General features: G+C 38.1%; 19 protein-coding genes. 9 read left to right on the forward strand and 10 right to left on the reverse strand.

Translation table 11 applies throughout. The features are described 5' to 3' along the window. Positions 1 to 979 precede the first annotated feature (979 nt). The 4 genes from FN037_RS17545 (at position 980) to FN037_RS17560 (ending at position 6,884) form a co-directional block, all read left to right on the forward strand. Entirely contained in the window at positions 980 to 1,744 is a 765-nt protein-coding gene (locus tag FN037_RS17545) for a hypothetical protein (RefSeq protein ID WP_142502827.1), read from the forward strand. A 319-nt stretch (positions 1,745 to 2,063) separates the two neighbouring features. Further along, on the forward strand, positions 2,064 to 2,588 hold the full coding sequence (locus FN037_RS17550) for a hypothetical protein (protein WP_142502828.1): 525 nt from the start codon (positions 2,064 to 2,066) through the stop codon (positions 2,586 to 2,588). A gap of 16 nt (positions 2,589 to 2,604) precedes the next feature. Beyond that, complete coding sequence (locus FN037_RS17555; RefSeq protein WP_142502829.1) at positions 2,605 to 5,256, forward strand: DotA/TraY family protein; 2,652 nt, start codon at positions 2,605 to 2,607, stop codon at positions 5,254 to 5,256. 377 nt (positions 5,257 to 5,633) lie between these two features. Beyond that, entirely contained in the window at positions 5,634 to 6,884 is a 1,251-nt protein-coding gene (locus FN037_RS17560; protein ID WP_142502830.1) for a hypothetical protein, read from the forward strand. Between the two features lie 62 nt (positions 6,885 to 6,946). Here FN037_RS17560 and FN037_RS17565 read toward each other — a convergent pair whose 3' ends face one another. The 4 genes from FN037_RS17565 to FN037_RS17585 all read right to left on the reverse strand — a co-directional run bounded on the left by FN037_RS17565 (position 6,947) and on the right by FN037_RS17585 (position 9,586). Continuing rightward, positions 6,947 to 7,354: an H-NS family nucleoid-associated regulatory protein gene (locus tag FN037_RS17565; RefSeq protein ID WP_142502831.1), complete on the reverse strand. Its 408-nt coding sequence runs from the start codon at positions 7,352 to 7,354 to the stop codon at positions 6,947 to 6,949. A 542-nt stretch (positions 7,355 to 7,896) separates the two neighbouring features. Then, a complete protein-coding gene (locus tag FN037_RS17575; RefSeq protein ID WP_142502833.1) occupies positions 7,897 to 8,475 on the reverse strand; it encodes a hypothetical protein in 579 nt (192 codons plus the stop codon). A 107-nt stretch (positions 8,476 to 8,582) separates the two neighbouring features. Continuing rightward, on the reverse strand, positions 8,583 to 9,053 hold the full coding sequence (locus FN037_RS17580; protein ID WP_115234144.1) for a hypothetical protein: 471 nt from the start codon (positions 9,051 to 9,053) through the stop codon (positions 8,583 to 8,585). A gap of 125 nt (positions 9,054 to 9,178) precedes the next feature. After that, a complete protein-coding gene (locus tag FN037_RS17585; protein ID WP_142502834.1) occupies positions 9,179 to 9,586 on the reverse strand; it encodes a hypothetical protein in 408 nt (135 codons plus the stop codon). 341 nt (positions 9,587 to 9,927) lie between these two features. Between FN037_RS17585 and FN037_RS17590 the strand changes: the two genes are divergently transcribed. The 4 genes from FN037_RS17590 to FN037_RS17605 all read left to right on the forward strand — a co-directional run bounded on the left by FN037_RS17590 (position 9,928) and on the right by FN037_RS17605 (position 12,339). Then, positions 9,928 to 10,503 carry a hypothetical protein gene (locus FN037_RS17590; RefSeq protein ID WP_142502835.1) on the forward strand — a complete coding sequence of 192 codons (576 nt, stop codon included), beginning with the start codon at positions 9,928 to 9,930 and terminating at the stop codon, positions 10,501 to 10,503. 5 nt (positions 10,504 to 10,508) lie between these two features. Continuing rightward, complete coding sequence (locus FN037_RS17595; protein ID WP_087638438.1) at positions 10,509 to 11,060, forward strand: DNA-directed RNA polymerase subunit beta; 552 nt, start codon at positions 10,509 to 10,511, stop codon at positions 11,058 to 11,060. A gap of 9 nt (positions 11,061 to 11,069) precedes the next feature. Continuing rightward, the gene (locus tag FN037_RS17600) at positions 11,070 to 11,345 is read left to right on the forward strand and encodes a hypothetical protein (protein ID WP_142502836.1); all 276 of its coding nucleotides are present in this window, start codon (positions 11,070 to 11,072) and stop codon (positions 11,343 to 11,345) included. 388 nt (positions 11,346 to 11,733) lie between these two features. After that, the gene (locus FN037_RS17605; RefSeq protein WP_142502837.1) at positions 11,734 to 12,339 is read left to right on the forward strand and encodes a hypothetical protein; all 606 of its coding nucleotides are present in this window, start codon (positions 11,734 to 11,736) and stop codon (positions 12,337 to 12,339) included. Between the two features lie 386 nt (positions 12,340 to 12,725). Here FN037_RS17605 and mobQ read toward each other — a convergent pair whose 3' ends face one another. Further along, a complete protein-coding gene (gene mobQ / locus FN037_RS17610; protein ID WP_142502838.1) occupies positions 12,726 to 14,231 on the reverse strand; it encodes a MobQ family relaxase in 1,506 nt (501 codons plus the stop codon). A 786-nt stretch (positions 14,232 to 15,017) separates the two neighbouring features. Here mobQ and FN037_RS17615 point away from each other — a divergent pair. After that, positions 15,018 to 15,329 (forward strand): conjugal transfer protein TraD, encoded by a 312-nt coding sequence (locus FN037_RS17615; protein WP_086522801.1) that lies wholly within the window; start codon positions 15,018 to 15,020, stop codon positions 15,327 to 15,329. Positions 15,330 to 15,458: 129 nt separating this feature from the next. On the opposite strand, the gene FN037_RS17620 is transcribed toward FN037_RS17615, so the two are convergent. From FN037_RS17620 to FN037_RS17640, 5 genes are all read right to left on the reverse strand, one after another. Next, complete coding sequence (locus FN037_RS17620; protein ID WP_242399258.1) at positions 15,459 to 16,415, reverse strand: hypothetical protein; 957 nt, start codon at positions 16,413 to 16,415, stop codon at positions 15,459 to 15,461. Positions 16,416 to 16,431: 16 nt separating this feature from the next. Continuing rightward, positions 16,432 to 17,586, reverse strand: coding sequence for an AAA family ATPase (locus FN037_RS17625; RefSeq protein ID WP_001760478.1), 1,155 nt, complete (start codon positions 17,584 to 17,586; stop codon positions 16,432 to 16,434). After that, on the reverse strand, positions 17,583 to 19,244 hold the full coding sequence (locus tag FN037_RS17630; RefSeq protein WP_102351110.1) for a DUF262 domain-containing protein: 1,662 nt from the start codon (positions 19,242 to 19,244) through the stop codon (positions 17,583 to 17,585). Before FN037_RS17630 ends, FN037_RS17625 begins: the two co-directional genes overlap by 4 nt. 30 nt (positions 19,245 to 19,274) lie before the next feature. Beyond that, on the reverse strand, positions 19,275 to 20,573 hold the full coding sequence (locus tag FN037_RS17635) for a DNA cytosine methyltransferase (RefSeq protein ID WP_000676850.1): 1,299 nt from the start codon (positions 20,571 to 20,573) through the stop codon (positions 19,275 to 19,277). Positions 20,574 to 20,712: 139 nt separating this feature from the next. Further along, a complete protein-coding gene (locus tag FN037_RS17640) occupies positions 20,713 to 21,984 on the reverse strand; it encodes a tyrosine-type recombinase/integrase (RefSeq protein WP_142502839.1) in 1,272 nt (423 codons plus the stop codon). Positions 21,985 to 21,997: the final 13 nt, after the last annotated feature.

The following is a 21,997-nucleotide window of genomic DNA, read 5'->3' on the forward strand; positions in this document are numbered from 1 at the left end:
GTCCAGAAACGTTTTGCGATGAAGTTTATTTGTGCCTTATGAAAATGGCACCAATGATGTAATCTGTTTATTTTTCTTATTCTGTTATTACAGCGGAGTGATTGTTTTCTACAATCACGAATCGCTGCTTTTATTGTGAGAGATTAATTAATTTGCCTTTTACTTTGTGTGCGTCTTCGACGCGATCTTTTTTGGATAAATCCATCACTAACAGGGATGAACCCTGCTCCAGCAATGTGATTGTCTTGAACAATCACTAAGTGCTGCTTTTATGAATATAGTTTTCCTATACGATCAAGAGAGAATGTTATATTTTATTACAGTAATGCTATGTTCAAACATAGGATCATTTTTTTATAACTGAATGATAAAACGATCTAAAACCGATCTTTTACGCCTTTACTAGAAATATTGAACTACTTTATCAAGAAAAAATATATTAATGTCAGAGTCAGGGCGTAGCCGTGCGTCAGCACATGAGCTTCAGCTCATAGATGGTGGATATTATCAAAAAAGGATTTTAATCAAACAGAGAGGAACGCTTTACAATAAAAATATAAATTTCATTCATAAGTACCTAATCATTTTTAATGTTGAAACCCCATGTGGCGATCATAAAAATCGCCCGGTTTCTTTTAATCCTCTTAAGTATTACCTCTTACTTCTTGCAAAATTAAATTAAGAAAAAATCGGCCTGTAGCCCTTGCGGTATAAGATTTATGACGAAAATACGTGACTGACTGTACGGTCAGTGTTCCTGACTCTGTGGTCAGTATTCCTGACTGTACAGTGAGCTTTCCTGACTCTGTAGTCAGTTTCTATGTCATTTTATAAACTAAAAATGACTGTGTTTTAAATTCTAGTCACTGGAATACTTGCGATTTCTAAAATATTTTCGCAAAAAAATATGCAAAAAACTTGATATCTATTTTGTGCATGGTATTTAATTAAAGATAAAATGATAAGAGGTAATAACGTGATGAATGAAATAGAAGTTGATTTAGATTTAGGCTTAAACCCTTTTTGCTTTGAGACAGAGATAAAGATTGAAACAAGAAAGAAAAATCTAACTGTTTCAAGAGGCACAGAACTTATCGAAAAGAAAGATACAGGTAAAAGCTACTTCGCCAATATTGTGCATACGCAAGAGGTCGATAAAGAAGAGTTCATTAAACTCTATACCTCTCAGATAAAAGCATACTTTGATCTTACGAAAACAGCATACAAAGTTTTTTTCATATTTTTACGAATATATCAGGATGCGATAGGCAAAGATCATTTCTACCTGAGCTGTAAAAAGGCAATGTCTCTTGCGGAAAAGATAGATCACTTTGTCTTGTCTGAATCTATCTTTTACAGAGGGATCAAAGAACTCATCGAAAAACGTATTATTGCTAAAACCAATGAGAAAAACTGGTATTTCATAAACCCTGCTATTGTCTTCAATGGTGATCGTGCTCGCTTTGTTTCAGAGATTATAAAAAAGAAAGAAGCAATGGAAGAACAACCCGAAAGCATAGTCGTCAATGGCGGCGGCAATAGCACACTTAAAGATAAAAACAGGTCAATTGAAGCAGTTATACAAGAAGTTAATAACCAAGATGACATAGATTTGTTAATCGCAAGATTGCAGGCTAAAAAGTCTCAAGGGTTAGTGAAGAGTGAAAGTATAAATAAAATTCCTTCTGTAGAGAACACAAGTCTTGTGCCACCAGAAGAACCGTTAGATTGGGATAATATTTAGTGATCCATTAACGCGACTTCTCTGAACTTTTTATACACATATATTCATATTTTAAACGTTGGGATGTGGAAGATGAAATCCTTATTAAATTAAAAGAAGCCAGATAAACTGGCCTCTTCAGAGTATTGTAATAAATTTTTGGAGTAGTCATTTATTTACTTTTAAACAATAATCAAAAATAAAGTCATTGTCAAATTAAATTATCATTCTCTTGATTAATTCTATTTTATTTAATATATATTAATAAGGCATTGTATTTTTATTTAATCAGAAGAAGAAAATATGGTGAATAAAATGTAATAAATCAAAGGAGTATCAAATGAATAAACTTAGTAAAAATAAATGGCGAACAAATGTATGTGTCCGCATTTTCAAAATAATCCTTCCCGCAACAATATTAATTTCAGCAACCACAACTAACGCAGCAGTCTGTAGCCCGGATGTCAGCTCATCATTAAAACAAGCGCAATATAACGTAATGAAGCAGGATGCGGCTCAGTTAGAGCTGGTAGCGAAGAATTTCATGGATAACATCAATCAGTCACTTGAGACGATTGGTTGTACGGACGCTTGGCCTGTGGGAAACCTCGGCATCAGCCTGCCATCTGTGGATTCAATAATTAAAAAAACGAAGGAAGCGGCAATAAGTAAAGCCTGTTCGATTGCGAGAGAAAAAGTCAGTCAACTGACCGGAAGTATATCCGAAAGTATTTCTATTGATATGCCCGTGATTGGGAATATCGCAAATGGAAGTGTTTCTACAGGAACTGGCTCTTCATCAGGATCGGGAGCAACCGTCAATGGAACCGATGTCTGGAGCAGCATCAGTAATTCAATGAAGTAAGAGGCAAAGGAATGTAATGATGATAAATATAAAGAAAAAAGAAGTGTCGATATTATTAGCAATATTAGCTTGCCTGTTATTAACTCAGTCAGCTTATGCCGCAGATTTATTTACCGTCCCGGAGACAGACAAATCAAAGCTGTGGTTTCTGGATATCTTATTCCCGGAGAATTTAGCGGAAAGCCCCTTAGCCAGCACAATGACGATCCTCAACAGCGCTGTTTTACTGGTTGGTGGCATTTTAGCTGCCTACACGCTGATTGCCGGAACCATGTCAACGGCACATGACGGAGAAATGCTGGGTAAGAAATGGTCTTCCATGTGGTTGCCCGTAAGAACTGCATTAGGCACGGCAATGATACTCCCGGCAGCAGGTGGTTTCTGTGCCGCTCAGGTTATGGTGCTGTGGATGATTAATCAGGGAGTCGGTCTGGCAGATACCGTCTGGAATACCTATGCATCCAACCCCTCAGATGGAGCTGTTATCACAACATCAGCGTCTTATCAGGAACTTGACCGTATAGCGAAAACTGCCTTTATCAATAACGTCTGTATGTTAAAGGCGGGAGAATTATGGAAGAAATCAGCAGCAGCCGATCCCTTCCCACACGTCACGCCTGCGTTTGAAATGACACCGGAGAAAGGTGCCTATTTATACACATACAGTTATGGAGCCAGCAATGCCGGTAATGATATGAATAAAAATTTACTGGTATCCAAGGCTGCATGTGGAAGCATCACGCTTACAGACCCGAAGGCCAAAGCTTCTTATGACGAACAGGCTAAAGCTCAGGCTACCATTGCTGCTGGCGGCATGTATATGGCTTATATGCCACAGGATATAAAGACGAATATTTCCGATGTTATTGAGGCACACAATGCCGCATTCATCGGTCTTGATAATAGTATGAAAACGCTGGCTGAACAGTATGTGGCCGATAATAATATTGATATTCAGACCGGAATAAACAGCGCAACGGCCTCATATGTATCCATTATTGATACTGCAGTACGAACAGTTTTCTCCACTGGCGACCAGTGGGATGATTTCAAAGAGAATGTCCAGAAAGACGGATGGTTTATGGCTGGCGCATGGAGTATGAAACTGATCCGTGTGCAGGATGCGATTAATGGAGCAGCTCATAATCTTCCTGTAGCTGGACAAGCAACAATGGAATACGGCGATATATTCGATAACAGTCTGAACGCGATTATGGCAAAAGTAGCTCAGGATATGGCGAAATCAACGACAGCTTCAAGATATGCGAATGGTATTGATGCGCAAAACCGAACGGAAGCCAATACCAGTGGTAAAAGTGGTGCAGGCCCTAAAACAGATGATGCCGGGAAAATAGTTTCTTCTCTTCAAAGTGAAGCCAATAAGAGCATTTCTGGTGCGATGGCTGGCTTTCTCAGTTCCAGCGTTATTAATGGCAGAAAGCAAGGGAAGATTGTCTCGTTTTCAACCGACACAACCGCTGCCAATTTACAGGCGATAAACCCGTTATTAGCTGTCAAAGGGCTTGGTGATACGATCAGTGCCGCTGGCTGGACGTTATTAGGGAGTTCTGCTGTTGTTGGCGCAGGTCTTGGTGCATGGACTTCATGGACTGCAAGCTGGGTATCGGGTGCATTTGGCGCTATGGGGATTGTTATGCCACTGGTTATCCCATTATGGATAGCTGGCGATACTTTAGCCGTCGTTATTCCTATGTTGCCTTACGTCATGTGGTTTGGTGTTTGTGTCGGCTGGATGATCCTGTGCCTTGAAGCAATGGTCGCAGCACCATTATGGGTAATAACACATTTACATCCAGACGGTGATGGCGTAGTGGGTCGTGGTGGCGCTGGTTATGGTCTGGTTTTATCGTTAACCATGCGACCAGCGCTAATGATAACAGGATTAATTGCAGCCTATACGATGCTCCCTATCCTTGGTGGGATCGTCAATGAAACATTCTCCGGCGCGTTTGGCATGATGTCAGCCAATGCCGGGATAGGTATCATCGAGTCACTGGCTCTCATTGCTGTTTATATTGCGATGATGTTCACGGTAGTGAAGAAATCACTTTCACTGATTCACATCATCCCTGATGAAATTATGAAGTGGCTTGGTGTTCATGGTGGTCAGAGCATGTCGGGTTACGCACAGTCGGCATCAAAAGGTGTTGAAGGTGCTATGTTTACCAAAACCGTGTTGGATCAGGTTTCTCATACCTCAAATGCGATGGGTAATCAGATCAGGAATGCGCAAATCAACAAAGACCGTGAACAGCAACGTGAGCTTCAGCAGCATCAACAAGCTCAACAGGGGAAAGCACAGGCAGCTAATAAAGCCAATGATACGGGATCTGCATTCAGAACTCATATGAGTAATGCTGGCCCACTGGATCAGCAGGATGAATATCAGTCTCTTGAAAGTGCTAACTCTGCTTATAATGCGGCTGAGGCAGCAGATGCTGTTGGTGATACAGCTGGCGCAGCGGGTTATATGAATGTAGCTCAAAAGGCTGCTGACAGAGCAGTCTCATTTGGTGAGCATAACAGGCCATTGTTGCCGGTAAACCTTCAGGGTAAAGCGTCGCCTATAGAGAGTTTTAAGGCTCCGGGTAAAAATGATGGTGGTGGAAGTGACCAATCTTCATCCGTTGGTGCCGATAAAGAGTAATATATAAAGAGGGCTACGGTCCTCTTTCTAACTGATTGTTATATGTAATGAAACGCACTTTATATTTTTCCCTTATAAATAAAGTTGAAATAGCTGCGCCGAAAATAAAATATCGCTACGGCCTTTTTTGAGTGAGAATATACTCTTATAGAGATTTATGCTCTCGTAAAAAACAAGTTTCTTCATGCTATCTATTTTTATCGATAAAGCTATAAAAGCACCTTGCTCTTTCATGGGATCTACTTCGTTGAATTTATACGCTTCCTGTTGTGCTTATTTTTAAGTTGGAAGCCAAATTAATATTTTTGTTAAAATTGACAGTTCATATTTAATTGGTTAAATAATAAAGAAAGTAATAAGTTAACAGGAGTATTGTGATGAGGAACAATAAATTTAAATTAAAGAGAATAACAGTGGTTTCGGCTTTGTGTTTTTCAGTGTTATATACAAATACAGCTTTTGCTGTCTGGCCCGTCACAGAAGAGGTTTTGACGCCGTATCTTATGGGGGCTTCACCCCAATCTATGGGCAATGGAATAATTGAAACATTAGTTTCAATGAACGACAAGCTGGCACAAGCAACCATAACAGCCAATGAGAATCAGAAGAATGCTGTCGTCAGTAATGCCAGTCAGGCAATCCAAGAACAGCATATGAAAAATATCTTAAACAGAATACCTGATACCAACGCCTGTGAAGAAGTCACGAGCGCAGGTGGTCGTGGTGCAGCAGGATCGAATACAAGCTCAGCGAAAGAGGCTTTATCTGAAAACAGCGTTAAGATGTTTACACAAGCAAATACCGGAATAAATGAGGCCAAGAAAAACATCATGGGCAGAGTATCAATAAATGTTTGCTCTGAAGATGATGTGAAATATAACAGAGGTGGGTGCAATACTATAGGTCAGTATCCTGATAAAGATAAATCGGCATCAAGCCTAATTACACCACCATTATCTAAATCCGATGCATTGTCTAATAAGGTTTCGAATCAGTCCTATTCTGTTGAGCAAATTGAAGTTGCTGAAGCTGCAAAAAGAAATCTTATAGGGAACTTGCCCGTTGAACCATTGAAAAATAAAGGATTAGAAGACACAAATGAAGGTCGAGAATATTTATCCGCCTTTTCGAGCTTTGTCTCCAGAAGCACTGCTGGAACAAACGCCATTGATTCCGTACTGGCAATGAAAAAAGCAAGTAATGTATCAGTGAACTCAAGAGGAGCCAAAATAGGATCCACATTAGGTTCTACGCAGGGAGCAAACCTTGCTTGGTCAGATGCTTCCGTAAAAAACAAGTATGCGACCTTATTTCCCGGCACAACATTCCCGGATAATCCTTCAGAGTGGGAAATGTTAAGATATGAGATCTATTCACGCTATGCAGATACAACAGGCGCTGACGCTTGGCAGGTAAAAATCAGTAGTGCTGATGAAAAAGAAACTGCGCATGAGCAGGCAAGAATGCAGGCACTTGATTTAAGATTACAAATGCTTCAAATCGAAAGAACAGAAGACACAAATATTTTGCTTGCGGCTCTGTTAGGACAACAACTACAACCAGTTGATAAGCAAATGCTGAATAATTTAAAAACAAATGCGACAAGAGCGACTCAGGCAACAAAATAATTGAAGTCATTAAAAAAACCGCCAGCGCTGGGCCAGCGGATTTGGTAGACTTGGTATGAAGATTATTTGATCTCGAAATCTTCCAGCGTCTTACCGGCTTCGAGCGCAGCAGCGATAGCACGAGGAGTTCGGCCCTGACCTGTCCACGTCTTTTCAGAGCCATCAGCATCGATATACTTATATTTAGCTGGACGTGGGGCGCGTTTCGTTCCGGTCTTGGAAGAAGATGAGTTAACAGTTGAAAGCAACTCTGCAGGGTCTATGCCATCTTCCAGCAACTTCTGACGGAATGCTTCCAGCTTGGCCTGTTTCTCTTCCTGCTGTTTTAGAAATGAGGCTTCTTCTTCACGACGTTCTTCTACAACGATAGTGAGTTTTTCTAACATCTCTTCCAAAGTATCAAGTGTCAGTTCACGAGCCTGAGCACGGAGAGTGCGAATATTGTTGATAACCTTTAAAGCATCAGACATGCGATTTCCCTAATGTTTGTGGTAAAGAATACAAGCAATAACATTATAGTTTTAATCGTTCTTGTCCGTAAAATCAATTCATTAATTTTTATGGGTTAATGTTAGTAATGGTCATGACTTTTATAAAATTACGCTGAATAAAGATCATGTTTGACAGCCATTTATTTATATATTAACTATACGTACAGGGATCAATAACAGATTGCAGCTATTTGATATTGATGTATATAAGTGCATAGTAAAAGGATAAAACCATGTCTAAAAAATATGGAGCGGTGATGACATTCTTAAAATATTTTCTGAGATTTTCTTTTAAGTCGTTGAACTTCATGTGGCTGACAGTGTTAATGTTATTAAGTTTATATTCATTTTTTAAATGCGGAATTCCCTTGTCAATGTGTGATAATGAAAAGGTGAACAAGACGGAATTATAGAGAATACTTTGAGCGAAATTTAAACCAGATGTAATCTGACAGCCACCTATATAAATAACCGGCAACTATCAGATTAAATTTGAGTTAATACATCTGATGTATGTAAGATTAGGGATGAGGATAAGTTTTCTTTTCTACTGATTTTTTTGTTTCATCAACTCGTTCTACAATAAATTCTGTAAATGCAATAAGAGCTTTGCCAACAGAACAACCCGCTAAAACTATTTGACCAAAAATCCATGTGGCGTTGTTATGATCTATAATTGGAACATCTTTGTGAAAAAATAATACAAAGCCAATAGCTGTTCCAATAAATAAGATTGTATCATTCAAATTTTTAAATGATTTACCTCTAATTTTATAAAGTAACCAGATGGCAGTTCCCATAAATAAAAAGATCCCTACGTCAACATAGTTGTCCGGTGGCGAAATCATACGTGGCTGTGTTGAGTTCATAAATTTAATAATTATATAAAGCACGAAACCAATAAAAGGCACTAAAATAAAGACAAGTGAAAAATCCAACAAAATAGCTTTTGCTTGCCGATTTTTGAGAACATTACTATGATTTTGTATAGCACTATCACTATTTTCTATATCTTGCTCGCTTAACTCTTCGGTGGATTCACTATACTCAACAAGTGTATGCTTGTATGATTTTTTATACTGCTTTTTCTCATGGGGCATGCGCGTAGCTCCACAAAGTGATTGATTTGTTTTAGATGTGTTTGTAGGAGACACATTGGGAAAGTGTCTTATAAAAAAATGATGCTTTAAAAAGATCGCATTTTCTATTATGGTTTGTTTTTTAACTCACGTTTAGAATAAGGGAACTCTAAAACACTATCACCTATATTATTATGGGATACAGCATTCCACCATGTTTCACGATATTCAGGCATATTACAGCGGTCTCTCTGTCGTTGGATTTCATCAAGGATATCCTCTTTACGTTCAGGCCATTGTTCTTGAAGTCGATCTAATGTGGTCTTAAAAACATTTCGCTGAATAGCTATTTTATAGAGATTATGCTTAAATCCTTCCAGACGTTGCTCATAATCAGCCACAACCTTCTTATGGCTGTTGATTGTGTTATTCAACTGCATCTGTATTCTGCTAACCCTGTCATTAGCCATAGATGCTTCAAACTGAGCCTGCTGAGAATCCAGCCTTGCCTCATTTGCTTGTTGGTAAGAATCTACAATTTCTCTATTACGTTGTGCCGCATTGTAATCATAATTCCAAAATGGATTTTTTCCAGACATAAATGTACCTCGATATTAAATATTATATGTGTATATAATTAAACATTAATTCACTAAAAAGCAAATAATTCTATTAATTAATATCATTAGTCAGATATTTAATTTCCTTTTGTTTAATACTTCGTTTATGGGCCAAAGAAAATATGGTTATTAAATACTTCCACCCATTGCTCGCAAATATAATGTGCATGAGATGGAACCCTGAACGTCCAGACTGGATTTAATACATCATCAGTCATAATACAGATCTCGCCATCATCGGCTCTGCAATCAGGCAGCGAGTAGTTGATTTCCCTGATGTTGCTATATGGATATATAAATGTGCTGTTCATGTTTTTACGCAATGTCGAAGACATTACGTATTTCTTTATATTATGGTTAAAGAGAAGGACCGAGCGTTGCATTAAATTAATGGTGAAGCCCGCCTGTTCGTATTCGTAAGACAAAGCAGCATCGCTGAACGAGTCAACAAAAGCGATTTTTTGATCTTTTTCGAAGATTTCCATAGAGCTTTGCTCGTTGTTGTTTTCCATGCTCGTCCCTCGCTGTTTTACTGCTTTATCTCAGCCCAGCATAGTCGCCAGTGCCAGCATACTCAAGCAAAATGATCTGTAAAATCGATCGATAAGTTTATATTGATAGATTTTAACGATTAAAAAAGATTTATCGATCGGTTTTTTAATTGATTTAATCGATCGATATGTTATTTATGATAGCTTGTGACTATCATTTGTTTTGTATCGATCGATTTAAACGATGTGACGAACACTAAAAATAATTCAATTCTATCAATTGATTAGACGATAACTCCTGATCTATAGGTCAGTGCGCCGGGATTGGGGTATACGAATCTGACTAAATCCTTGAGGAATAAATGAAAGGACATAACTTCTTACCACTGGCGGTCTCTCTGGTGTTTCTTTCTGGCTGCCAGCAGCTCAACGATGGCGTGAATACAGTTAATGGAGCAATCAGTTCTTCGTTGTCTTCAGTAGGTAAAGCGCTGGGGGGAACTGCTACCACTCAAAGCCTTGGCCCGGTATCGTCTGTATCTGGCCTTGGTGCTGTCTGCAAAGACTATGAAGAAAACGCAATGGCAGCGGTGAAAAACTGGACTGGCAAAAGGATCTCTATCACCAATGCCACTGTTCTTGAAGTTACGAAGGGCAGAAGTGCCAGCGACATGATGACAGGAATGCCCAAATCAGCACCTAACTATTATCTGCTCTTTAAAACAACCGATACCAGCTACTGCGGCGGGATGGTCTGGCTGGATTACTACTCCGGTATTGATAATGCAGTTCTTACTTATAAGAAAGGCCAGAAAGTCAGCGTCACCGGAACTGTAAACAATTTCGAAGTCCGTGGATTCGCTACCGTCAACAATGCCGATATGCCAGTTCGTCTGGTTGTTCTGAAAAACGGCACTATCAGTCACAAAAAGGGATAAGAACCATGCGTAAATTTTTAGCCATTGCGGGCCTTACCGTGTTGTTATCAGGCTGCGGTGAAAAAGGTGATTTTGAGAAAGCTATCAATGCGAAGATTTCACATTCAAAGCTGTGCTACTCCTTGCAGGATAATGACATTGTGTTCAATAAGGGCTTCCCCATCCGGGTCAACCATGGCTACCGTTCAGCGGGGTATAGTGCCAGTGATGAAATATTGAAAGGTCTGGCTAATCAGGGGCTGCTTGATGTTTCTCAACAAGCTAATGGTTTCAGTAGTGTCGATGTTCTGGAAGTAACAGACAAAGGCCAAGCGGTTGAGTTTTGGGATCGTAAAGATGGTGCCTGTGTTGGTCATCGTGCGGTTGCTGAGATAAAGGAATGGACTGAACCGGGAAACGGTAATCAGAAAATTGTTCGCGTGTCTTATACATGGAAGTTGGCGGATGTTCCTGCATGGGTGGACAAAAAAGCGTTCTCCAGCGTCAAGGGTATGAATGAACCTGAAGAGAGCATGATTAATCTTGTTAAAACCAGCAATGGCTGGAAAGCGATCTAAGGGGCTATCATGGAAAACAATACCATCAAGTGTCCATTTTGCCTGAAAGAGAGCCAACGTGGGGTTCATGTTTGCACCGGCTGCATGGCAACTGTTTTATATGGAACCTACCCCGGTTGGTATGCTTTCGTTGTTATAGTATTGGCCTTCGGCCTGTCTATACTGATCGGAATGTCTACAGGCATGGCGGGTGCGACTATCAGCCTACCAATCATTGCGGCTGTTGGGTTTATAGCTGGTAAGGCAATTTTCTCTGACAATGTTGTGTTTAGGCGAAGGATTTAACGTACGTTAATCTTAGAGCCGCATCGTTAACATAAGATGTGGCTACTTGTACTGCCATTTTCAAAACAAAAGTATATGATACACTATCGGAAATAGTAAAGAATTTATATTGCCTTATAAAAATACGAATCGTTTTATTTTCAAAGAGAATACGGATGAAGACAATATGAGAAGATCTTTAAATGACTTAGAGTATATTTAATGTGGGCGATTTTAGAATTAATATTATATTATCCATAATGCATATAAGGAAAAGGTGTAAGATCTTCACATCAACCCTATACTAACTAAAATGTCGTTTTTGAGAGGAAGAAAAAGAACTGTTTGATGGGAGTGATAAATGTGATAAAATAATGAACTGGAATATATTTGCTACATAGGAGGTAAGATGAAAGAGTGGTTTAACATTTTTATATATATAGTTTTCTTCTATTTCTCACTTGGTAATGCAATTAGCACTCAACAAAGATTACTAGCCATCAAAGTGAGTTGTGCTTTAAAATTTCTGACTTTATTTTTAATTATCGCCTCTGTATTTTGCTTGAGATTTCTAGATGTAAGAGAATTTTATATGAAAGGAGTCTCGGAGTTATTCAACAGTTACAATACTATATCAATTAATTTTTTATTATACATGTCTATTATTTTAGGATGGGTTATTTTGCCGTTCGGTTTAGGAAATAGTTCCGCCAAAGAGACGATTAATGTTCTTACAATCGAAGGTTCGCCTAAAAATAAACGATTAAAAAAGAAATATATATGTATGCTAGGAATGTCTTTGGTAATAATCTTGCTTTTTCAAAACGTATTAAATTCATTTATCAGTATACTCTTCTATTATATATGTGCACTCGACAAATTAAAACTGATATATTTTGTAAAACCTGAAATCAACCTGATAGCATTTACATTTTCTGTGGCTGGAATTCTGGGCTACAAGATATTACAAGGGAGTTTACTGAAAGAGTATGATTCTTTAGATAATGGTTTATAATTTCGTTATGTCGGGATTGTGCAAACTTTCGGACCATCCCGATACTGAATTAATGTCATGCTATTTTATGTTGTCTATTATAATACAAAGGTAATTATTCAAATTCTTTTTAAGAAGCCGTATTGTCTTGGTATTAAGTTAATACTTTGAATCGCTCTTATTGTTCACTATAGGATACACAATAATTAAAAGGAAGTGTCATTCGTCTAGAATTTAGTAACATAATTATCAGCGGGAAAATATACAATATCTACGTTACATAAGACTGATTTTCTATCCTCACGTTTCATCACGTAATGCTGAAAATTTGAACTACTTTAACGTATGCGATGAAAGCATTTGGGTAAATGTTGTTATGAGTTATGAGTTATGAGTTATGAGAGCTGTTACCTATCTCGATTCCTCAGCGGCTTCAACTGCGGATAGCGACTCCTTTTTGCCTGTTCAGGTAGGGTGGGTGGCGTGAGATCCATACTATGATCACGTTCTGGTAGTCCAGTTTTTGGGCGACTCGAGAAACGGTTGATCTCATCCGGTGTTGGTTTATAGTCATCTTGGTTAAACTTGGCTTTTTTCTCATATTCAGCACGTGGAACACGATGGCCTAATACCTCGTCAAAGACATAGTTTTCAGCAATACGTTTATCATGTTCTTCACTGATAAGATCAATTTGGGATTTGTTTGATTTTGCCCATACAAACTTCTGCTTTAAAAAATCTATGACAAGAGTTGTGAAGCGTTTAAAAATATTATTCTGACGTGGAATAGCCTGTGCCCTCTTAACACGTTCAGGGGCGCTTCTGGATGCCCTGTTTAGGGGTTGAGAGGAGGATGTTTTCAGAATAGTATTTGTTCCAGAATCAGAAATATTGACCAATGGTTTCTTACCAGCAACAACCTTACTGACTTTGGATTTATCACGATAGGATTTAACACCTCGCATACGAGTATGAGGAGGTGGTGCTACAAGTACAGGTCTTTGCGTTTCATTAGCAGAAGAACTGGAGCTTGTTTTTGGTAATACAATTTCTTCTGGTTCAGCAAGATGTGTAATCGTAAAGCTTCTGACATCAACGACGATTTCAAGATCAAGCTCACTGAATGTTTTGTAGACTTCAACGGCTTCTTGCTTGGCAGCATCACGAACAGCCTGTTCTGTGGCTCTTTGCTCCTGAGCTGCTTTACTACGCCATTTGGCACTGTGGATACGCTTCATTGGAGGACGGTTTGTTTCAGCGGCTTTGGCAAGCCATAGTGCTTTTTCTTCATTATCCAGAGCAACCGCCGCTTTTTCTAATGCTTCTTCATGCTGGGCCTGAAGGGAACGATGATCAATACGTTCTGACGAACCAGCAGCAGCAAGGTAGCTGTTCGCCATAGATGCCCATGATTCACGCCACAACACAGACATTTTTCTGTCATTCCAGCTTCTTTCTTTTTTACCAAACCCTTCCGGGCCAATGGTTTTTAACGTCAACATAACGTGAGCATGTGGGTTGTCGCTATCGAGATCATGGAAAGCGATATCAGCAATCATACCTTTATCAACGAAATTTTTCTGACAATACTCAAGGACAAGTTTTTTCTTTTCATCATTATTTAACTCGGTAGGAATGGAAACATCGAAATAACGAGCTGTTTGTCCGTTACTCTGACGCTCAACTCTTTCAACTTCATTCCACAATGCTGTAGAGTCTTTTACAATATGTTGAGGAGCATTAACGGGTGCTAATATGAAATGTCCGTATAAATCGGTACGGCGGCTATAATCATACGTATCGCCTGTTCTTTCATCTGTTATCCTTGTACGAGCATGATAAGCAGCTTTCGCAACGGAAGATTTGCCCTCACTTCGTTTCACAATTTTAAAATCAAGATGAAAAATAGCCATACAATAAAAACAACCTCAATATAAATTTAAATATCAAACCAAAATATAAATCTCCAATGTGACTATGCTGGTTTTAGTTTTTCGTAAGAAAAACTTTGGTGTTGACGTTGACCTTGCTTTTAGCCTGCGGCAGGCAACCGTCGGTAGACCCCACACGCTGCGTAGCAGTGTATAGGTGGGCATTGCTTTATTTTTATATCTCCAAAAGGAGCTAAAAATAACGACAATGTAAAAAGTTTTCTTACTCTTAATTAATAACACTAGTTTTAGTATCTGTTAACTTAACAGGGCAGGAATCCGATGAACGGCTGAGGTAGGATAATAATATTGCATTTTTGTGTTTTAGATAACGCCCGGAAGGGCAAAATGAGCTTTTTCCTCCCGCCGTAAGGCGGGAATACTGAATTAAGATAAAATAGTGAAAATAAAAATTACTTTCACGTGTTGCACAATTTACAGGTTAAGAACAGAAATCAGAATCAAAAGATAACAGATGAAATTGTTTTCATTGATTTGATAAAATAAGTAACGCGGAGAGTATTAGATATTTTAACTTATTGATTGCACTCGTATGTATTGCACATTTTTATTTTAACCTTGCTGCTATCTCATTTTTAAAACAAAAAAGCATTTTCGGAATAATTCTCATCATTAACAGGGCAAGCCTCTTCAGCAAATGATTGTCTGGAACAATCATCTAGCGCTGATCAACCTTCTGCCTATGATTTGACCTTTTCCTTTTTTAATTGTATTTCATGTTTTTAAGAACTAAAAGGAGGTGTAATTATGAGCGATGCTGATAACAGTAGAAAACCACGAACAGAAAAAACAATTAAGCAAAAAATAGCTTCGGCACAGATGCGTTTGAATAGTCTCAAGACCAAAGAGAAATATTTATCCAAAAGCGCTGAAACACGCCTGAAGATTATTCTTGGGGCAGAAGTGGCTAAAGCAATTGGCTGTAGAGTAGAAGATGTTGATAAAGAATTTATATTAGGACTGGTATTACAATCTTCAAATATTAATGCGGGTGATAAAGCAAGACTTAAACTTCGTGGCAAAAGGTTTCTGGCTGATATAGTGGGTAGGCAACAATAGTCCCTATATCACGTCACTTTAATTACTAATTATAAAAATGAATGCATTAACGAAAGAAATAAAAGACCAAATAAAAAAAAGAGCCAATCATCAACAAACACAGGGCTTTAATTAAAGCCCTGTGGCATTTTAATGCTTTGTTAATTTAGGACCAAAATAAACAACATCGATAACTTTATCACTATTTTTTATCGGGTAATTAAAATGCATTCTAAATACTCTAAAACTAATTTTACCATGCCATGAACATAGAACCTTAGCTCCATCGATAGTAAACGTCATATCACTTTTGAAAACATCTTTATTTGTTGATGATTCATCAGTGAACAATGCCCTACTCCCAGAAAAGTAATCCTTTAATATAACATTTGTCCTTTCCGAGTATGTTCCATCAGCATTTCTACTTTCTACATATTCGTTAAGTATAGATGTCAAAAATATCCCTCTTTCACAAGCGACATTATTAAATTGCTGTTTATTCAAAACCTCTATTGCATTAGTTGAAAATCTAACGAATGGAAATTTCTCTGTGACATATTTCAGGAAACCATCCCAAGAATCTGGATAAACAAATGATTCCTGCTCATACTTTTCTGCTATTTTTTCTAAATCATTTACATCCCAGATATTTTCAACTTCCACACTATTTATTATATCATTATAATAATATTGCATTATAAGTGGTGAATATGAGAAATCTGGTTCTGAAGCATCAAAACTATACACACTAACAGTATCTCTGAAATGTGTTAACTCAGTGACCGTAGCTAATGAAGTTCCAGTTATGTCCATACCATTCATTTCATGAATAAATGGATGTTCGGGATCTATATTTTCCGAATCGACAAATGGCCCATGGCGATCGAGCCAGAGAATCACTTTACGAACAAAATTTTTATCCCGAGTAGCTACAACTGCATCTCGGAATGATGATTCACCAGATACTTTTGCTTCAGGAAGCCCTCTTGGACAATAGAAATTCTTAAAGAAATTTGAATATTTATCTTTGATTGAAAGTATTTTTTTTAAATGCTCAATGAATAGCTCAGGTGAATTGAATTGTCCTGATAGTGATAATTCATTCAAATAACATTTCATCATATTACCATCCAATTAACTTACCTAAATCTTTATCGGATTGATCAAAAAATCCGTCAGGCCATTCACTTAAATTACCGTGGCTGTCAATTTGCGGTGAAACAATTCTTGTTTTATTATCACTGTTATTCTTTTCGAAGAAATGTATCCCTACTTTGTCAGAGCTAATCACGCGATTATTTACAGATAACCTAACACCATTTAATATATGATCACTGTGAGTTTCAATGATTACTTTCACTCCCGAGTTTGCCATTTTAGATAAAAACTCACCAATCCTTGACTGTCCCAATGGATGCAAATGAGCTTCTGGGCTATCGATGACTAATATTTGACCTTCTTTAGCCAATAGTCCCGCTATTATTATAGGAAATACATAAGTAAGCCCATAACCAATATTTGCAGGTCTTCTCCACTCGCTGATGCCGTCATTCCTAAAAAATAACTGCACTAATGAAGCTTTATCTATATTTCTAGTATCTGCTTCTGCATTAGGTAAGATATATTTTAACCATGCATTTACTTGTCGTCTTAGTGTTAATGCAGAATCAGAGTCATGGCATCGAGATACTAAAATATCTTCGTCCTTATTCTGCTCCATTAGCCATGCAGCATACTCACCTTGTACTCCTACGTTAGTATCAGAATATTTGAAATCTGAAGGTATTGGATAAATTTCAACTGCACCTAATCGGCAAGCACTAATGTAGACAAGACTATCAAACTCTTTTACTTTCTCTTTTATCTCTTCCGGAAGTAGTTTTTTTGCATCACTAATATTTATTATTTTATTCTCTATATCATTATATGATATTTCAGATAATGCCAGAACCGGATAATTCTTTTTTTTTGGATATTTGAAATCCCATGCAACTTTAAAATCATCAAACTCAAAAGAAAAAGATATTTTAGCATCTTCTTCTTTGTCATTTTTTGATTGATGAAATACATCAGATGGCAATCCTAAATTAACAAGAGGACCATTCAATAATATTTCAGGGGCATTATTCCCATATTTTATTGCCTGCGCCATTAATAAAATAGATTGGATAAGAGATGACTTACCTGCAGCATTAAACCCCGTCAATAACGTTAAGTTGGATAGGGACAAAAATACTTCATCAAAACATTTGAAGCCATTTATTTTTATATAATTCATTTTTCCACCCCCCATAAAATTTCATTCGCTAATTGAAAGCGCGTATTAACTTTACTTCTACTATTCGTACCAATAGTAACAGCATCATCAAAGGAAGAATCAGATAATAACTCTGTAAATTTATTTACCAAAATATTTTTATTTTCAACAACAAATTGCTCATCTAAGCCTGCCAAAATCACAGAAAAAACGTCAAATAAAGATATATTAATTACCGATCGGTTTACCGCTAGGCCTTTATTTGCTAACGATTTTCGAAAGGCGTGTTGTTGGAACAATGTATAGTTATTTTTTAATGTTTTAAAAAACACTTCTTTCAGTTCATTTAATTCAACAACATCCATTTTATTCATTATTAACAATGCTTTAGCTAGGAAATCATCCATATCACCATTATACGACTCATATCCCAGAAGATAAAAAGCATAAAATCTGTTAATAACTTCTCGATCACGCATTGTTTTCGAATCTAGACCCTTCCCTGTTACTCGGATAAAATCCTCACTAGCAGCAATTTTTTTCAGCAGAATCGTTCCGGGCCCACTAAAAAGACAATTTCTCATTTGCTGACGACTTATAGGCTCGCCGCCATTAACCCGTTCAAAAATATCTAGTTTTGCCCGTTCAGGGGCTTTCTCATCTAGGATATAAAAAATTAGCTGAGTATCTTCAATTCGCTCTTGCAATTTAATAGGTAATTCACTGAATTTTTTACCTAAAAATGTTGCATGTTCATTAAGCCCATTTGAGTTTGAATAGCTTAAAGAAAACTTATCACTTAAATAGTTTTTGAAAGTTGTGAGCCTCTGCAAACCATCAACGACGATGATTTTCCCATCTTTATCCTCAGCAACATAAAAAACAGGCAGAGGAATCCGCATCAAGCATGACTCAATCAGTTTGGACTGTTTTTCCTCTGACCATATAAAATCCCTTTGAAAATCAGGATCTAATTTATATCTATTATTTTCAATACGTTTAATGACTTCTGCAATTGTTCTTATTTCGTTCCTAACCAAAACTGTATTTAAAGGGTAGTCTTCACCCCAGCCAACGCTTTTAGAGTTATCTCTGCTTTCATCGTCATATCCCTCCACAACATCATGTGATTCCTGATCAAAGAGATAAAGCAATTCAGGAGCATTTCTGACTACATCTAGCCTAAAATTGGGATATAACTCTAAAATCGCATTAATTAAGGCACCTGTATTTTCCCTGTACCCTTCATGAACAAGTTGGACTGAGTTATTTCTTGAGCTATTAAGTCCAATAACTGGATAATTACTAAATTTTTTATATTGTTCCGGGCTATCTTCTAAAAATTTAAATTTATCATAGCTCTCCGGAAATACAGATAAAACCCTGAGCGTTAAGATACATTCCGACTGAAAATCATACCAGCCATCCAGCGCTTCAAGTTTTGCGATTGCCCTAATTCCCTTAACCCAAGTTGTCGCAATGCCTTTGTTGTTATCAGAGCCAAGATAAATAAAACAATATAAACTGATATTATTCTTGAATGAGGTAAAGATCTTCTCTTCAACTTGTTTGCATTTGAAGAAAAAAGAAAATGGTTGTTCTAACCCATTTTTTATGCTATCCAATTTTTTTATATCAGAAACACTATCTTTTCCAAGTCTGATAACTAAAAATTCCATCTCTAACTCCAGTTAATATTTGATCCACTCTTAAGCAACACTTTTCTTTTTACTTAGTTTCAAAAGAGCTTCATGTAATGGAGGGAATAACTTACGATTCTGACTGTCTACTCTACGCAATATACCCTCAGCGGCGTTTGCGCTAATAAAATATTTATCATCCACGCTCACCTTCTCAATTACTGAAATCAATTTTTCCAGCTTAGGCTTAGAGGGTGCATCAGGCACTTTGAAATCATAACAAATATTTCCGAAAGCAATTCCACCTGAAAGCCAGCGAAGTTTTTTGTTTTTGTCCAAAGTGTCAAAATGTAATTCTGATAGCGCTTGCTTTCTTCCATTCTCTACTTTTATATCAGGATGATTATTCATTACATTTTCAATGCTTTCGGATCTAGCCACTTCATTTTCGACAATATCGTTATTCTTCAATGCAGTGAATAGCCTTTTAGCTATCCACTCAACAACGGGAACTGCTACTGCATTACCTAATGCGTGATATCTTTCGCTATCAATATCTTCAGACTTGCTTGTAGAATATAAAGGTAGAGTCCAGTTAATAGGGAAACCTTGGACGCCTTCACACTCCTTTGGAGTCATCCTTCTCACAGAGGATTCATAGGATATATAAGTTCTACTCCAGTCAGTTCCTGTATGTCTACCAGATGTAGCAGCAAGGCAATATGCTACATCAGCGACTCTGGCACCGCTTACTTCACAGGCACTTATATTCAGGAAACCTTCTCTAATATTTTTTAAGTGTTTGCCTTTATCTTTTTCATATAAAGAACTAATCGCGACTGAACTATTGTTCAATGCCGCACAAATAAAAACCCTTGGACGAGATTGTGGTGCACCAAAAAATCGACTATTCATCACCCGCCAACTGACTACATAGCCTAATGATGTTAGTCGCTCCAAAATAACACGAAAATCTTGCCCATTATGCGACGACAACAACCCCGTAACATTTTCTAGCAGAACAACTTGTGGCCTTTTAGCTTCAATCAGATTGATAAATGGGAAAAACAGTCCAGAGTTTTTCCCCTTGAGACCCAATCGCCCCTTTGAGCCTCTTGCGACGGATACATCTTGGCATGGAAAACCACCACACCAAACTGAGGCATCTGGTATATCCTTTGCATCAAGTGACTGGATATCACCGTAGCGAGGAACATCTGGCCAATGCTCTTCGAGTATGCGCACACAGAATTTATTCAACTCACACTGAAAATTGGTAGTAAAACCGGCATTTTCAAACGCTAAATCAAATCCTCCAATCCCTGCAAAGAAGGAGTTCATTGTAAACTTTTTGTTTTTACCTTTCATTTTCAGTGCCATTGCTTACTGATGCCTACTTTAAACTAGTCAAATGTTTTAGATGATACCATCGTTACGATTGCGTAGCTACAAACTGTATATAAAAACAGTATCGGTATCATTTAGAAGATGTGAAATCGATGGTCTGTTAGGAGGCATTCAACTTCACTGCCCATTTTTTATATTCAAATGGTTTGATGCTTTTAATGATGTTTTGCTCTAAGAAATCAGCCCACCACTGAAGCATTAGCCTCCGCTCATCAAGATGCTCAGCAAGATGGATGTAAGCGGCGCGGACGTTGTTACGCTCCTGATGGCTCATTTGTCGCTCAACAGCATCCCTTGACCATAAACCTGATTCGATCAACGCACTACAAGCCATCGCCCTAAACCCGTGTCCGCAAACTTCCGTTTTAGTGTCGTAACCCATTGAGCGCAGGGCCTTGTTAACAGTGTTCTCACTCATCGGCCTATCCGGCTGGTGATCACCAATGAAGACCAACTCGTAATCCCCACTGATTTGTTTTATCTCTTCTAATATTTTCAGTGCCTGACGGCTTAGAGGTACAAGATGAGGGCTACGCATTTTAGAACCACGATGCGAGTGCTTTACGCCCTTCAGAGGTTCTCGTTGTGCAGGTATCGTCCAAAGCGCATTTTTAAAATCGATTTCTTCCCATCTTGCAAAACGCAGTTCACTTGAACGTATGAATACCAACAGTGTTAGTTTCACTGCTAATTTAGTCAACTTTCGACCTTTAAAGCATTCGATACGATCAAGCAATTCGGGAAGGCGTTCGAAATCAAGCGCTGGGCGGTGTACTCGTTTAGCTACAGCTATTGCGCCAGCCATATCTTGAGCTGGATTATAATCAAGTAGACCATTTTGTACGGCAAAACGTAGGATTGCGGTCGTTCGCTGTTGAAGACGCGAAGCTACTTCATATCGCCCACTCGCCTCTACTACCTTAATTGGAGCGAGTAGATCCCGAGTCTTCAGTTCCGAAATCTTACGTTTACCTAACGCAGAGAAAAGATTATCCACTAAGCTTTTAAGCACCCGCTCACTATGGGACTCAGACCATTTTTTGCTACAGGATGCATGCCAATCTCTTGCTACAGCCTCAAAGGTTAGTGCTCCGCTTTCTTCAATCTTGTCCTCTTTTTTCTTTTGAGAGGGATCGATACCATCAGATACCAGTTTCTTTGCGGCATCGCGCCTCTTACGAGCCTCTGCCAATGAAACCATTGGATAAACCCCTAACGCCAGCATCTTCTGTTTGCCACTAAAACGATATTGAAGACGCCAGTATTTTGAGCCATTGGGGTTAACCAACAGGTGCATCCCCTCACCATCGGTAAGTTTGAAAGGTTTGTCTGCAGGCTTAACTGTTCTGACTTTGATATCAGTAAGAGCCATAGATCCCCCTCCC

This window comes from Klebsiella sp. 2680 (assembly GCF_900198535.1).
In the GTDB taxonomy this organism is placed as follows: Bacteria; Pseudomonadota; Gammaproteobacteria; order Enterobacterales; family Enterobacteriaceae; genus Klebsiella; species Klebsiella indica.

What these genes read in the sequence shown, in the direction of transcription:
- FN037_RS17545 (WP_142502827.1), top strand. Translation starts at nt 980, where the DNA reads ATGAATGAAATAGAAGTTGATTTAGATTTAGGCTTAAACCCTTTTTGC.
- FN037_RS17550 (WP_142502828.1), top strand. Translation starts at nt 2,064, where the DNA reads ATGAATAAACTTAGTAAAAATAAATGGCGAACAAATGTATGTGTCCGC.
- FN037_RS17555 (WP_142502829.1), top strand. Translation starts at nt 2,605, where the DNA reads ATGATGATAAATATAAAGAAAAAAGAAGTGTCGATATTATTAGCAATA.
- FN037_RS17560 (WP_142502830.1), top strand. Translation starts at nt 5,634, where the DNA reads ATGAGGAACAATAAATTTAAATTAAAGAGAATAACAGTGGTTTCGGCT.
- FN037_RS17565 (WP_142502831.1), bottom strand. Translation starts at nt 7,354, where the DNA reads ATGTCTGATGCTTTAAAGGTTATCAACAATATTCGCACTCTCCGTGCT.
- FN037_RS17575 (WP_142502833.1), bottom strand. Translation starts at nt 8,475, where the DNA reads ATGCCCCATGAGAAAAAGCAGTATAAAAAATCATACAAGCATACACTT.
- FN037_RS17580 (WP_115234144.1), bottom strand. Translation starts at nt 9,053, where the DNA reads ATGTCTGGAAAAAATCCATTTTGGAATTATGATTACAATGCGGCACAA.
- FN037_RS17585 (WP_142502834.1), bottom strand. Translation starts at nt 9,586, where the DNA reads ATGGAAAACAACAACGAGCAAAGCTCTATGGAAATCTTCGAAAAAGAT.
- FN037_RS17590 (WP_142502835.1), top strand. Translation starts at nt 9,928, where the DNA reads ATGAAAGGACATAACTTCTTACCACTGGCGGTCTCTCTGGTGTTTCTT.
- FN037_RS17595 (WP_087638438.1), top strand. Translation starts at nt 10,509, where the DNA reads ATGCGTAAATTTTTAGCCATTGCGGGCCTTACCGTGTTGTTATCAGGC.
- FN037_RS17600 (WP_142502836.1), top strand. Translation starts at nt 11,070, where the DNA reads ATGGAAAACAATACCATCAAGTGTCCATTTTGCCTGAAAGAGAGCCAA.
- FN037_RS17605 (WP_142502837.1), top strand. Translation starts at nt 11,734, where the DNA reads ATGAAAGAGTGGTTTAACATTTTTATATATATAGTTTTCTTCTATTTC.
- mobQ (WP_142502838.1), bottom strand. Translation starts at nt 14,231, where the DNA reads ATGGCTATTTTTCATCTTGATTTTAAAATTGTGAAACGAAGTGAGGGC.
- FN037_RS17615 (WP_086522801.1), top strand. Translation starts at nt 15,018, where the DNA reads ATGAGCGATGCTGATAACAGTAGAAAACCACGAACAGAAAAAACAATT.
- FN037_RS17625 (WP_001760478.1), bottom strand. Translation starts at nt 17,586, where the DNA reads ATGAATTATATAAAAATAAATGGCTTCAAATGTTTTGATGAAGTATTT.
- FN037_RS17630 (WP_102351110.1), bottom strand. Translation starts at nt 19,244, where the DNA reads ATGGAATTTTTAGTTATCAGACTTGGAAAAGATAGTGTTTCTGATATA.
- FN037_RS17635 (WP_000676850.1), bottom strand. Translation starts at nt 20,573, where the DNA reads ATGAAAGGTAAAAACAAAAAGTTTACAATGAACTCCTTCTTTGCAGGG.
- FN037_RS17640 (WP_142502839.1), bottom strand. Translation starts at nt 21,984, where the DNA reads ATGGCTCTTACTGATATCAAAGTCAGAACAGTTAAGCCTGCAGACAAA.